We start from the raw sequence: 13,596 nt of genomic DNA, 5'->3' as shown, positions 1-13,596 counted from the left end.
AACCGTCCTACGGGCTTCATAAATCCGTTGCGCCCGCCGTCGCCCCAACAACGTCTCACCTATTAAACCCCGGAGCATTGCTGCTCCGGGGCCAGCGGAATCGAACGGGGCGGTCCCCACTAGTTGGAAGTCGGATCGCGTAGCTGGTCGCTTTTCTTAAGCGCGGCGTGCAAGGCTTGGGCGGCCGGAATAAAAACCTCCAGTTGCGCCGGGTCTAGCTTGGAGAAGCTCGCAAGGTTACTGCAGAGCCCGCGAGATGCCAGAAGGCCAGTATCCGATATCGCCATGAGCGTTTTCGCTGACGTGCCCTCAAAATGTTGCAGATCTTTCATCAGGGGCTGCAGCGTTTCGCGAACGCCGTCCCCGACGATTGACCTGACGTGCGCCGACTTGGCAATTTGGCCGAGTTGTGCCGCCATCAAAGCAGATGCCATCGCGAATCCTGGTTCCGGATTGAGGATAATCTGATCCAGAGGAAGCGCACGACGAAGCCGGTAGGCCTGAAGGCCCGGCGGAACATACGGCACTGTCACCTTGGGCACAGGAAGCTGGTCGATCTCCTTGCCAAACAGCTCCGATCCATCGCGCTGGTTCCTGATCACCGCAAATTCCATCGTCGAACCAAACTGTTCATAAAGATCCTTCACGCTGGCGCCCGAACCAGCCTTGTTGGGGCTGGTGACCGCTTGGATGATCAGTCGTCCGCCTTGAGCGTGCACGTGCGCAGCGATTTCCTGCAGTCGGCCGGAAACCTCTTGGCCAGCGCTCAGGAGGTTGGCGCCAGTGTCAACCACGGCGATGTCCTGCGCCTTCACCTCATTCAACCAGTCCGGTAGTTCGCGGTGGTCGTCGAACTCCCCGGACCATTCCAAGCGGTCCGCCGAGGAGGGGCCATTGCGCGTCGAAAAACCCCTGAGGCCGGGATCGACGTCCAGCACAGCGACGCTTCGTCCGGCAAAACGGGCGAGAGCCATCAAGATCTCGCTCCAAGTGGTCTTACCGTCGCCACCGCCGTTGTTGATGATCAGGATCAGCGTGAATAGCACTGTCTCAACCATGGCTTGGTCTCCTAAGCGTTAGGTTGCGAGCTGGAAGGGAAGCCGGGATCGTTGCGCTGGCCGAAAAGATTCGGCAGCGAGCCACGGGGTGCGGCACATCCCTGCTCGGTCAGCGGCTGTCCGAACGGGGGCGTTGCCGGCAGCGGCGTGCCGTTACTGCTCGACGGGCTGCCGCCGCTCGACGCCCGGTTTGCGCCGGCGCGCTTCTTCCCGCGCTTGGGCGCCGAGCGGTTGAACGCCGTGCGGACTGCAGAAGCCTTTGCCTCGTCGTCGTACATGGCAGCAGCGATCTGCTCCCAGGTCCAGCCCGCTGCTCGCCGCATTCTGATTTCCGGCAGCAGGGCGCGGACCTCGTGGGCGATCGACTGCTTCTTCTGTTTCCGGGGCGGCGCGCTCCCGTTCAAACGCGTCCTCAGCGCTTCTATCTTGCCTTCATGACCGTCAATGCCAGGGTTAGCCATCATCAATTCCTTTCTGGCACCAAAAGTACCAAGCGAAAAGCAAGACGGAAAAGACACCAATCAAAAATATAATTTAAGTATTGACACGCGGCATCAGGCTTGATCCGCGTAACGGCCTATCTTCGACCTTTGCGTATGGCAGATCATCTGGCATCCTTTAGGGATGACGAAGCAGGATTCAGTAATTACTAACAGGCAGTTAACTATTTTCATTGTTGGCTGCACTGGCGGGGACTTGCTCTACATGCGGCTTGTTGACGCGTCACCTCGCGCGCCAGTCTGCACGCTGAGCGATGCGGCCGTCATTGCGCCGATGCCGCGCCGAGGTTCGACACACACGCCGCACCACGAAACGCGCGAGGCATTAGCGCTTACCGGCTCTCATCAACGAAAGCGGAATTGCGACATGCCAGCTCATGGAGTGCCGCCACTTGCGCTTCCGCAGTGTGCATCAGGGCCCCGCGATTGCGCTGATCGTGACACAGCATTCGCGCCTTGGTGGCCCGCCCATGTCGGAAGGCCGCGCCGTGGCGGCACCAACGGCGCTCAGGAGAAAGGCACAAGAGTGGTGGGCGCTCCGCTCCGCTCTGCGCTCCGGAGAAATGAAATGATGAAGCAGGATGGGCCCGGTGCACCCCAGACCCGTCTTGCTGCTCGGGGGGAACCTTCTCGCAGCGGGGAGGCAGGTAGGTGAGCGACAGGATCAAGTTTGGGCTGTCCATGCCGAAGTCGCTCGAGAAGCGAATAAGCGTGTGCGCCAACCGGGCGCGCATGGATCGATCGCCCTACATCGTGTCCGTTCTCGACGACGCACACCCGGAGCCGACCCCGGCATTGGCTGCCCTCGGGGAGATCATGGCGATCAAGGAGTACCTGCTGTTGTCCGGGGAGCGATCGGTCGACATGGAGCGCCTGGAATCCCTGGTCCTGCAGCTCTGTAGAGCGGCCGCCCGTGAGGCCGGACAGTGATCGGCAAGCTGATCACGATGCGAGGGACTCGCCTATGGAAAGGCGTACCTTGGGCTGCCCAGCGCGTGCGCGGTATACGGAGCAGCGTGGTTGCGCTCACCACCTACATTGTCGATGCCGACCCACATGCCCTTGTCGTTGAGCGCGCGGCCGAGGTGCTTTCGCTGACCAGCTACGCCATGGCTCTGGACATGCTTGGGGTTGAACCGGGCGAAAAGGTCGAGGAGTGGGGCAGCCGCAATCTGGTCGGCCAAGATCTCGAAAGCTGGCAGCAGCAGATGATTGCGGTAGCAACGATGGCACCAGCAACAGCCAAGCCCATGCTCCACATCATACTTAGCCTCGTGAATGGGGAGGAATGGGCGGAGGGGCAGGCCGACGAAGCCATGGACATCCTTCTCCAGATTCTTGGACTGGCACGGTGCATGATAGTCTGGTCACGGCACGGGAACACAGCGAACCCACACCTTCACTTGTGTGTCATCAGAGTCGATCCGGTAACTGGCAGCACAGTCGGGTCGGACTGGTTGATCGACGACCTGCACCAAGCGGTGGCGCTAATCGACGAGCGTCAAAATCGGGCGAGGACGCCGGACGCGCTTTATGTTGCGCGTGGCGGCGCCGTTTATGACGTCGCCACAAATGCGCTCGTTCGCGACGCGCAGGGAAAGTACCAGGCCGGGTGGTACAAGCCGTTCGACCGGAAGAGAAACCACCTTCCGGCCGCTCTCCGTGAGGCCAAGGCGGAATTGATTGCGGCTGCCCAGCAAGCGTCCACTTGGGCCGAACTTCATCTCGCGTTCGCCGAGGCAAAAGCCGTGTACGAACGCAAACCCAGTGGTGCCCGCATCCGCCGTGGCAGTAGCGAAGTAAAGGCGTCACTGGTCGATCCCAGACTATCGCGCACGCGGTTGGAAGAGCGACTGGGAGCGTTCGAGCCCGACCCGGCCAAGGTGAATCTTGCCTTCGAGGCCTTTCGAGCCAATCTTGATGCCCAGCGGGCAGACCTCCGGGCGCGCCGGGAACGCGAAAAGGAGCGCGTCAGGACGCGAGCGGCGGAGACCCTGACGCGCCTCCCGGCCGGAAAGAAGGCCGTTTTCAAGGAATTGATCGAGGCGGAGGCCCAAGCAGCCCGTTCCGCAATCGGTGATGCTTTCAAGGCGGCCATCAAGCATTGCACGGATCAGCGCCGCGTCGAACATAAATGGATGGCGGAAGGCCAGCCGGCCTACGCGCCCGTCTCTATCCCAGCTATCTTTCTGCCCGGAGATAACTCGGTTGACGCCGAAACGCGGGGCAAACGCGATTCCCTCCCGAAAACCTTGGACTGGTCGACCGAATACCGGGACGAGGCCGCGCGGCACCTGTTCACGGACCATCGCCATCTGATCACCCTGGATGAACCGGAATGCATACAGGCAATCGACGATGCTCTTTCTCTCGCCGCGGAGCGGTGGCGAGATGTTTTAGCAAAAGGCCCTCCAGCATTCCTGCATCTCGTCGCAGAGCGATCGGCCGAGCTTGGCTTGAATGTTGTCGGCGAAGACGGCCACGCCCTTGAGCGGAAGCCCGACATTCCGTCGCCTGCAGAAGAGACCGAACCGAAGCCGGCTCGTGAAGCCGACCCGGTTCCCGACCCCGAACATGAAAAACGCGTGGCAGAGGCAATCGAGCGGCTTTTGGCGCTGACTTACCTGCCCCTGCGGCGAACGAGGCCTTCAGTAGATGGAAAGTCGCGGAGGACTGGTGACCTTGAGCTTGTACTCGACGACCCCTTTGGCTTTTACGATGACTATTTGAAGGACGTTCCATCTCTCGCGGCGGATAGGCGTATCCAGGAGGTGTTTGAGGAGCATCGGGAAGCGCTTTTCATGGACCTCAGCGCGAGGCTGCTCTCGTCCCCTGCTGGCGCTTTTCCGACAACATTTGAGGAGTTTCGCGAGTGTCTCCCGAAAACAGATCTCAAGCTCCATCGGGCATTTCGCCTTGTGCGAGATGATGAGGATTTCGGCGCGATGGTTCAAAAGACGCATACTATCAGGTCACGCCTTGAGCGCGAGGCGCAGACATTCAGCCGGCAGCAGCAACGACAGCCGCCGCTGCAACACACTCAGAAGCAACAGGATGCGGCAACTTTGAGCGTCCCGTCAGGGCCTGAGTTCGACGTTCTGGACGCAGTTTGGTCCAAGACTCGCGGAAAGTCTCACGAGTAGGGCTAAGGCAGGATCGTCCTTCTGTCTCCATCTGGCCAGCTTGCCGAAGCGTCGCCGGTCAGCCGTGTTGCGGTCTGAACGACGCTACCCAGTGGGATATCGCAAAGACTTAGGCCGGCGCCCCGCGAAGGAGAGGATCGCCGCGAAAGCGCGGCTCGAAATCAGGAAGAGGGAAGGCTGGTTGAACCGGAAAGATGAAAATGCCGCGTGGCGGCTCGGTTCGGCTGATGCCTCAACCTCTGGAAAGACAAGAATATGCTACCTGTGCTCGACCTCGCACCCGACGGTCACATCGACCCGATCCCGCCCGTCTGCGCCCGCCTCCAGCGCCTGATGCTCGCCACTGCCACGATCCACGAAGGAGACGTCGTTACATCGCCCGAGCAGCGTTACCCCGAACTTCGGAACACGTTCTTGATGCCGATCGCCGGCACGATCATCGCAGCCACCAAATGCGACCGGCCGCTCGGCACCCGCGAAGTGCAGGGTGTAGCCTCTGTCCTCAATCAGGATGCAATCGTCATTCGACCGAACGAGAAGGCGCTCGCAACCTTCGACGTGATCCTTCGCGGGGCTGCGCGACCGTTTTGCGGCTACCGGCTGTGGGTTGCTCAACCCTCGGGTTGTGCTTGGCTTGTGCCTACCGCTGGCGAGATGGCATTCATCCGCTTTGATCCACTCGGCCTCGAGGTCACTTGCCTCCCGCCATATGACAGCCAAACGCAGCGGCAACGCGGCTTGCGCCACGGCCGCGAGTTTCTCAACGTTGCCATGCAGGGCTGGTTCTGATGTCGCGCGCAAGGAAGAAAAAGCTCCTCGCTGAGGCCGCCGCGCCTGAATTCTTGCGGGCGTTGAGAACGTTCTACCACGGGCGGCCCGGCGATCTGTTCACTTCTGCACGCTTTTACTGGCCGGCAGGAAGCGGGCTTCGTCAAAGCATCGCCACGCACTTCCTTGCGAAGCGTCGGCCCGCAGGAGCAGACAGCCTGGTTGATACTGCTGCCAAGGTTGAGGTTCTGCTGCCTGCGGACGTGCCGGAGGACTATACGGATCCGGACTTTCTGGTCGCGAGTTACATGGCCAGGCTGCCGGTTGAAGAAACATCCGCCTTCGCGCAGCTTACAATGAGTTTTCCGGATGCCACGAACCTGCACGGCCCATGGGAAGCGGCCCGGTCCTGGCTGCGGGACTATTACGTTGAACGTTTGGGGGTGCCCGTGGTGGCGATCCTCCACGCACCGTTCCTCGCGGAGAGTGCCTCACCCGTGCATCTGCACGCCTTAGTCTTGCTACGGAAGGCTACGGCGTTCGGATGGTTGTCGACGCGTCGCGACTTGGCAGGAGATAGCGGGCTTGAGGCCGCGGCGGCGAGCTGGCAAGCTTGGCCTATGCGCTAATCTTTCGGGGGGTCGAATTCTCAATGAGTTCGACCTCACCACCCGAAGGACAGTCGCGAGCCCATGATGAGGGATTTGAGAATGCTTGTGGGCGTCAGTTGGGCAGATAATAGTTTTGATACTGCTAAGTGCATGGTAAAACGATCAAAAATCCTTCCTAGTCCCGGCATTGACATCGCAGGGGTCGCAAGTTGAATCCTTGCTAACCCCCACTTTGCCTTCAATCGCTGGAGATTGCCTAGCTCAGCGCGGCTTCACAAACTTGAGTGTCATACGGTCGCTTTCACCGATGGCGGCATATTTGGCGCGGTCCGTATCCTTCAATGCGTAGCTGGGCGGCAGCGTCCAGACGCCGTTGGGCCAGTCCGCCGTATCTTTCGGATTGGCATTGATTTCCGAGGCGGCTTCCAGCTTGAAACCGGCGGCTTCCGCGAGACGGCGAACTGTAGAAACCTTGATGTATCCGCTGCTGCGCTCGCGCTCGTCGCTGGCGTCTTCGGGCAGGCGGTGATCGACTACTCCCAGAACTCCGCCTGGCTTCAGCATGGCGTATGCTTGGCGGAAGGCCTCCGCGCTGTAATCCTGCTTGTCGTCGCGGCGATACCCCATGCGCCAGTTGTGCACGTTGCGGAAGGTCAGCACGACGTCGGCGGTTCCATCCGGAACGCGCGTTGCGTTGGCATCGAATGCAGGGAAGTCCGCGGTCTCGATTGAACCATAGAGCGGCGCATTAGCATCCTTCAGCTTTTTGATTCCGCTCATCCCCCAATCTGGCGCCACGGCGTACAATCGCCCGCCACCGGCCGCGAGATAGGGGGCAAGGATTTCCGTGTACCATCCGCCGCCGGGCCAGATTTCGACAACCGTGTCAGACGGCTTCACACCGAAAAAGCGCAGCGTCTCTGCAGGATGGCGATAGGGGTCGCGCAGCCGGTTGGCTTCACTGCGGGTCGGGGCCGCGACGGCGGCGGTCAGCGCGGCGTCCTGCGCAGCGCCCCACTGGGTTCCAGCGACGGTCTGGCAAGCGGCAATCGGAAGCGCCGCTCCCAGCAGGATGGCGGCGAACAACGGCTTCACGGTCATCGATCTTCCCCTAGAGATGGACTGGGGAAGATGTGTGGCAAGACCGACGGCGGCACGCAACCGCCGCCCGTCGAAAACCAAAGTTAGAGGCAGCTTTCCAGGTAAGGCTGGTCGAAGCCGAACTGCTTGGCCTTTTCGAGCGTATAGGGACGGAGGCCCATCGAGCGATATTCGCCGATGATTTTTCCGTCCGCGGTCTCGTCCAGATATTCGAACTTAAACAGTTCCTGGGTGACGATGACTTCGCCTTCCATCCCGATAACCTCGGTGATGTTGGTGGTGCGGCGCGAGCCGTCGCGAAGGCGCTTGACCTGAACGATCAGATCGACCGAGTCTGCGATCTGGCGCGAAATCGCATCCTTCGGGATCTTGATGTCGCCCATCATGACCATGTTTTCCATACGGGCGAGGCATTCGCGCGGGCTATTGCTGTGGAGCGTAGCCATCGAACCGTCGTGACCCGTGTTCATGGCAGCCAGAAGATCGAAGCACTCCTGGCCACGAATTTCGCCGAGGATGATGCGGTCGGGACGCATACGCAGGGCGTTAATGACTAGATCGCGAATCGTGATCGCGCCCTGGCCTTCGAGGTTAGGCGGACGGGTTTCCAGCGGCAGCCAGTGCGGCTGTTGTAGCCGGAGTTCGGCCGCGTCTTCGATGGTGATCACGCGCTCGCCCGGGTCAATCATCTTCGACAGGGCGTTAAGCATGGTCGTCTTACCGGAACCCGTACCGCCGGAAATAACGATGTTCATCCGGCTGGCGCCTGCGATCTTCAGGCAAGTCGCCATTTTCTCCGACATCGACCCGAACCCGCGCATCATGTCGAGCGTGATGGGTTTCTCGGAGAACTTACGAATGGAAATTGCCGTGCCACGCAGCGACAGGGGCGGGATGATGACGTTGACGCGGCTGCCGTCCTGAAGGCGGGCGTCAGCCAGCGGCGTGGTCTGGTCGACGCGGCGGCCGACCTTGTTGACGATACGCTGGGCGATCTGGAACAGGTGTTCCTCGTCGCGGAACTGGATTTTTGCCAGTTCAAGCTTGCCCTTGCGTTCGATGAAAGTCTGGTCTGGGCCATTGACCATGATGTCGCTAACGGCCGGGTCGGCGAGCAATTCTTCCAGCGGACCGAGGCCGAGCAATTCATCGACCAGCACCTTTTCCAGCGCAAAGGTTTCGCGGCGGTTGAGGTTAATCTTCAACTCGGCAAGGACTTCCGAGATGATCGGCCGGAATTCCTCGGCCAACTCGTCCTTACCCAAAGTGGCTGCTGCTTCGGGATCGACACGCTCCAGCAGGCGGGGAAGCACTTGCTCCTTGATACGGTGAACCGCCGCTTCGAAACCTTCAGTCTTCGATGAGGCAGCGTCGCCACTGGCGTTCTGGCGGTTGTTAAGCCGGTCCATCGCCCCCATTGGCGGCCCGGAAGAAGCGGGGGAATCGCTCTCCGGCTCGGATTCGGCCGGGAAGTCGTCGACTGGCGGAAACTGATCGCCACCGACTGGTGCCCCGCCGCCCTTCATGGGACGCGCCACGCCGAAGGAAGGACGCTGACCTGCGCCACCCAGTCCATTGCGTTTGCCGAATGCGTTCATGAGAGCCAACCGTTCCCGTTTTGCATCAATTGAATTGGTGAATAGCCGGCAAACTTTGAGAAAAGACTAACTTCAATCAAAGAAGGCACGGCTTAGCGCTTGGTCCAGGTGAGCCAACCGCTCGCGACATAATTCCAGACGGAGCCGACGATCGCACCGGCGATGCCGGCCAGCCACCAGCCATGATATTGTTCGTAGACCAGGCTGCCGATCCCGACGTTGGCGATCGCTCCAAGCGCGCAGACCAGATAAAAGGACAGGAGGCCGCCGACCCAGGCGAAGCCTTTCAACTGCCGATCGCGATAGGTGAAGCGGTTGTTCAGCGCGAAGTTGAAGGTCATTGCGCCAAGCACGGCAGCAGCCTGTGCTACGGCGAACGCGGTCCCGAGCATGTTGAGGGTGAAGTAAAGCAGCGCGAGGTGGACGGCGACGCCGAGTGTCCCGATTGCTCCGAACTGGACCAACTTGACCGGAACGAAGCGCCCGACGGTCTTGTCGAGTAACAACTCGAGATATTCGAGCGCTACCATTTCATCGAGCTTGCTGGCGCCATGCTGGCGAGTACCGAATGTGTAGGGAACTTCGCCGACGCTTAAGGGACGGGGCGATGACGCCACTAAGTCGAGCAAGATCTTGTACCCGACATTGCTGAGCCTTGGCGCCGCTTCCAGTAGCACGTCGCGGCGTACGGCGAAAAAGCCGCTCATGGGATCGGACAGGCGGGTCTTCATGATCGGCGAGGCGAGGGCGGTAGCAAAGCGGCTTATTTTCAGGCGCGTGTCGTCCCATTCACCGGTAGAGCCAGCGCCCGCATAACGGGTGCCGATGGCAAGCTCATGTCCCTCGCGCGCAACGGCGCGGAACAAGTCGGGCAGCACTCGCTCGTCATGCTGGAGGTCAGCGTCGATGACTGCGACGATGGGGGTTGTCGATGCAAGGGCGCCTTCGACTACTGCGGAAGACAGGCCGCGTCGGCCGATCCGACGGATCAGACGAACCCGGCGATCTGCCTGCGCAATGGTCGTCAGGAGTTCAGGCGTGCCATCAGTCGACCCGTCATCGACGAAAATCGCCTCCCACTCGATACCAACAAGCGCGACGCCCAGCTTTTCAAGGAGCAGCTCGACATTTCCGACTTCGTTCAGCGTCGGGACGATAACGCTGAGTTCGAGCGGTGCATCGGCGACCGTAAGACTGCGTTCGACGACTTGGTGAAACATGGACGAGTGACCCCCTGGAAGGAGCCGCCACCCAAGCAGCTTAAGGTAAAAGGCTAGTTAACGTTGCCTGCCCTTGGTCCGACCTTCAGCTGCCACACGGTCACGCCGTCGACGCTTTTCGATTCTCCGTCCGCTGTCCGAAGCACGGGCCGATAATCTCTTCCCAGCGCCTGGCGGAGGATGGCGATAATCTCGCGCGGATGGCGACCCTTGCGAGCCTTCCGCGTCACGACAACCGCCGGCCGCGCAGCCAGGATGAGCGATAGCTCATCCGCCGTGTCCACGCCAACGGCATCGCGCTCGGTGATAAGGACGAGGTGGTCGGGGAACAGGTATCGGGTGGGGCGGCAGTCGGGGAAGTCCATGTACAGCCTACTCGGCCCGTCCGCGACATAGACACAACCATCACCTTTAGCTTGCCGTACCGTCTCCCGAATGTCCCGATAGAGCGCAGCTTCGCGCCGGTTGTCGGGCCAGTCGAGGATAGACCCCTGGATCAGGCAGAAAGCCATGTAGCCGGCGAAGAACAAACGGCCCGGCCGCAGGTCGTAGAAGATTGCCGCGGCTACGCACAAGGGCGAGATCAGAGGCAGCGCGTAGTGATCGAAGAATGCGGGGACGGACAGGTAACCGAGCAGCGCCGCCCCCAGCCAGCCGGCCAGCAAAGCCGTTGCCGTAGTCCACCGCGATACCCGCGCCAGACTCACCATCCCGATGCCGCTCATGATGAAAAGCGGGAAGAGATAAAGGAACAGCAGGCCGACGCCGGCAACGCGAGCCAGAGGCGACCAGCTCTGCCTCTCGAAGATTGAAACGAAGTTGGCGTAGACGTAAGCATCGGCCGACGCCGGTCCTTGGAGCCAATACGTGACGAAACAGGCCAGCGTCGGCGAGAGTGCTACGCCAACCATGGCAATGGCCGCCCCGACAATAAACGCTAGGCTCCTGCCGGAGTGGTGAAGCAGCCAAAGGAAGCCTAAACCGACAAACGCGCCCTCGACGAAGGTCGTCTGTTTTATTGTCATCGCTAGACCGCACAGGAGCATCGCGACGAGCGCATTCGGAACGATCGCTGCCTTCCGCTCAATCGAACGGAAAAGGAGCAGGACTGCGCCTGCGATCAGCAGGTTGTAGAAAACGGGGCTTTGGCCATTTTGCCCGCCGTAGAGCGGCAGTACGACCAAGTAGGTGACGGCCGCCATCAGCGCCGCAATCGGACTGGTGAACCGTAGCGCGATCTGCCGGATGGTCATCGCGGTTGCTGCTGCAAAGGCGGTCGCAACCAGGTTCAACGCGATGATCGAGCCCCCGCCGATCGCTGCGACTAGGGCATAGACTACAAACAGGCCGAGTGGCTTGCGGTCCCACACATCGAGATAGGGCCAATGGCCGCGCAGCAATTCCTGCCCGGCGAGCAGATAGAATTGGTCGTCGACGTGCGCGACTGGGTTCCACCAGCTAACGATCCGCGTGGCGATCGCTACTGCAATGATGATTGCGAAAGCAGGCGCGGCGGCGGCGAGGCGTTCGCCGCCCTTCGAAACTGGCTGCACGGTCTGCATATTCCCCCGAACCCCCGGCGTCACGGCCGACGGTCATGCATTCCTTAATGGGGGAGCCTTGTCTAGGCTTCGGCGCTTTCCGCTAGAACGGTCAGGCCCTTGTCGCCGACTTCAGCGAAGCCGCCCGAGACCTTGATGGTTTCCGGCTGGCCGCCCGCGGTCTTGAACACCTGCAGGCTCCCGTCCTTCAGCGTCGTCATGAACGGCGCGTGGCCCGCCATCACGCCGAAATCGCCCTCGACGCCCGGCACGACGACCATGTGCACTTCGTCCGAACGGACGAGCTTTTCCGGAGTCACCAGCTCGAAATGAAGGTCGGCCATCGTCTTACTTCTTTCCCTGGGCGGCGGCGTCGAATGCCGCGGTCGCCTTTTCGAACTTGTCCCGGCAACCCGGGTTGCAGAAGCCGACGACCTGACCTTGATAGAGCGTCAGGCTGTCGGCCTGCACCGGGTCGCCCGACCAAGGGCAGACCCGGTTGATGCAGTCGTCGAGGCGGAGAGAGCCCGCCATGACTTCTTAGGCGTCCTGCGCCAGCTTCTCAGCCTTGGCGACGGCTTCTTCGATCCCGCCGACCATGTAGAACGCCGCTTCCGGCAGGTGGTCGTATTCGCCGTTCACGACCGCCTTGAACGATGCGACGGTGTCTTCGACCTGGACGAACTTGCCCGGAATGCCGGTGAACACTTCGGCCACGTGGAACGGCTGCGACAGGAAGCGCTGGATCTTTCGCGCGCGGCTTACGACCAGCTTATCTTCTTCCGACAGCTCGTCCATGCCCAGAATGGCGATGATGTCCTGCAGCGACTTGTACTTCTGCAGCGTCTCCTGAACCGCACGGGCCACTTCATAGTGCTCCTGACCAACGACCGCCGGCGTAAGGACGCGGCTGACCGAGTCGAGCGGGTCGACCGCCGGGTAGATGCCCAGCTCCGAGATGGCGCGCGACAGCGTGGTGGTGGCGTCAAGGTGGGCGAACGAAGTTGCAGGCGCCGGGTCGGTCAAGTCGTCCGCCGGCACGTAAATGGCCTGCACCGAGGTGATCGAGCCCTTGTTAGTCGAGGTAATGCGCTCCTGAAGCGCGCCCATGTCGGTCGACAGGGTCGGCTGGTAGCCCACGGCCGACGGAATACGGCCGAGCAGCGCCGACACTTCCGAACCCGCCTGGGTAAAGCGGAAGATGTTATCGACGAAGAAGAGCACGTCCTGGCCTTCCTGGTCGCGGAAATATTCCGCCTGGGTCAGGCCCGACAGCGCGACGCGGGCACGGGCGCCCGGCGGCTCGTTCATCTGGCCGAACACGAGAGCGACCTTCGAACCTTCCGGCGTCGGGTTGCCGTCGGCGTCCTTGGCGATAACGCCCGCGTCGAGGAACTCGTGGTAGAGGTCGTTGCCTTCGCGGGTGCGCTCGCCGACGCCGGCGAACACGCTAACGCCGCCGTGGCCCTTGGCGATGTTGTTGATCAACTCCTGGATCAGAACGGTCTTGCCGACGCCGGCGCCGCCGAACAGGCCGATCTTGCCGCCCTTGGCGTAAGGGGCGAGGAGGTCGATGACCTTGATGCCCGTGACAAGGATGCTGGCTTCGGTCGACTGGTCGACAAAGGCGGGGGCTTCCGCGTGGATCGAGGCGGTCATGTCGCTGCCGATCGGACCGCGCTCGTCAATCGGTTCACCGATGACGTTCATGATGCGGCCGAGTGTCTTCGGGCCAACGGGCACGCGAATCTGCGAACCGGTGGCGGTAACGCGCTGGCCGCGGGTCAGCCCCTCGGTCGAGTCCATCGCGATCGTACGGACGACGTTCTCGCCCAGATGCTGCGCGACTTCGAGGACCAGGCGGTTGCCGCCGTTGTCGGTCTCAAGCGCTGCGAGGATCGGGGGAAGCTCGCCTTCGAACGCGACGTCGACGACGGCGCCGATAACCTGCGCGACGGAGCCGACGAGGTTGCCGCCGGTGGTCGTTGCGGTCGCTGCGGCGGCGGCCTTCTTCGGCGCGGCCTTCTTGGTCTTGGGTTCAGCGGCGGTGGCCATG

At 61.4% G+C, this 13,596-nt stretch carries 13 protein-coding genes; 4 read left to right on the top strand and 9 right to left on the bottom strand.

Annotated elements, in window-relative coordinates; all coding sequences use genetic code 11:
* Positions 1-119: 119 nt before the first annotated feature.
* On the bottom strand, positions 120-1,058 hold the full coding sequence (locus D3M59_RS02295) for a nucleotide-binding protein (protein WP_119531209.1): 939 nt from the start codon (positions 1,056-1,058) through the stop codon (positions 120-122).
* An 11-nt stretch (positions 1,059-1,069) separates the two neighbouring features.
* Positions 1,070-1,522: a hypothetical protein gene (locus tag D3M59_RS02290; protein WP_119531207.1), complete on the bottom strand. Its 453-nt coding sequence runs from the start codon at positions 1,520-1,522 to the stop codon at positions 1,070-1,072.
* Positions 1,523-2,209: 687 nt separating this feature from the next.
* Between D3M59_RS02290 and D3M59_RS02285 the strand changes: the two genes are divergently transcribed.
* The 4 genes from D3M59_RS02285 to D3M59_RS02270 all read left to right on the top strand — a co-directional run bounded on the left by D3M59_RS02285 (position 2,210) and on the right by D3M59_RS02270 (position 6,098).
* Entirely contained in the window at positions 2,210-2,488 is a 279-nt protein-coding gene (locus tag D3M59_RS02285; RefSeq protein ID WP_119531205.1) for a hypothetical protein, read from the top strand.
* A 17-nt stretch (positions 2,489-2,505) separates the two neighbouring features.
* Entirely contained in the window at positions 2,506-4,701 is a 2,196-nt protein-coding gene (locus tag D3M59_RS02280; RefSeq protein WP_147416679.1) for a relaxase/mobilization nuclease domain-containing protein, read from the top strand.
* A 255-nt stretch (positions 4,702-4,956) separates the two neighbouring features.
* Positions 4,957-5,490: a hypothetical protein gene (locus D3M59_RS02275; protein ID WP_119531201.1), complete on the top strand. Its 534-nt coding sequence runs from the start codon at positions 4,957-4,959 to the stop codon at positions 5,488-5,490.
* Entirely contained in the window at positions 5,490-6,098 is a 609-nt protein-coding gene (locus tag D3M59_RS02270; protein WP_119531199.1) for a hypothetical protein, read from the top strand. The genes D3M59_RS02275 and D3M59_RS02270 overlap by 1 nt, the downstream gene beginning before the upstream one ends.
* A 243-nt stretch (positions 6,099-6,341) precedes the next feature.
* On the opposite strand, the gene D3M59_RS02265 is transcribed toward D3M59_RS02270, so the two are convergent.
* From D3M59_RS02265 to atpD, 7 genes are all read right to left on the bottom strand, one after another.
* Positions 6,342-7,181, bottom strand: coding sequence for a class I SAM-dependent methyltransferase (locus D3M59_RS02265; protein ID WP_119531197.1), 840 nt, complete (start codon positions 7,179-7,181; stop codon positions 6,342-6,344).
* An 83-nt stretch (positions 7,182-7,264) separates the two neighbouring features.
* Entirely contained in the window at positions 7,265-8,779 is a 1,515-nt protein-coding gene (locus tag D3M59_RS02260) for a CpaF family protein (RefSeq protein WP_199662405.1), read from the bottom strand.
* A 92-nt stretch (positions 8,780-8,871) separates the two neighbouring features.
* Complete coding sequence (locus tag D3M59_RS02255) at positions 8,872-9,999, bottom strand: glycosyltransferase family 2 protein (protein WP_119531195.1); 1,128 nt, start codon at positions 9,997-9,999, stop codon at positions 8,872-8,874.
* A gap of 53 nt (positions 10,000-10,052) precedes the next feature.
* On the bottom strand, positions 10,053-11,552 hold the full coding sequence (locus D3M59_RS02250; protein ID WP_147416678.1) for a glycosyltransferase family 39 protein: 1,500 nt from the start codon (positions 11,550-11,552) through the stop codon (positions 10,053-10,055).
* 71 nt (positions 11,553-11,623) lie between these two features.
* Positions 11,624-11,884 carry an ATP synthase F1 subunit epsilon gene (locus D3M59_RS02245; protein ID WP_119531191.1) on the bottom strand — a complete coding sequence of 87 codons (261 nt, stop codon included), beginning with the start codon at positions 11,882-11,884 and terminating at the stop codon, positions 11,624-11,626.
* Positions 11,885-11,888: 4 nt separating this feature from the next.
* On the bottom strand, positions 11,889-12,074 hold the full coding sequence (locus D3M59_RS02240) for a glutathione S-transferase (protein WP_119531189.1): 186 nt from the start codon (positions 12,072-12,074) through the stop codon (positions 11,889-11,891).
* Positions 12,075-12,080: 6 nt separating this feature from the next.
* The gene (gene atpD, locus D3M59_RS02235; protein WP_119531187.1) at positions 12,081-13,595 is read right to left on the bottom strand and encodes a F0F1 ATP synthase subunit beta; all 1,515 of its coding nucleotides are present in this window, start codon (positions 13,593-13,595) and stop codon (positions 12,081-12,083) included.
* Between the last annotated feature and the right edge of the window lies 1 nt (position 13,596).

It is taken from the genome of Sphingomonas edaphi (assembly GCF_003583725.1).
Lineage (GTDB): Bacteria > Pseudomonadota > Alphaproteobacteria > Sphingomonadales > Sphingomonadaceae > Sphingomicrobium > Sphingomicrobium edaphi.
This window is presented reverse-complemented; position numbering and strand designations above follow the sequence as displayed.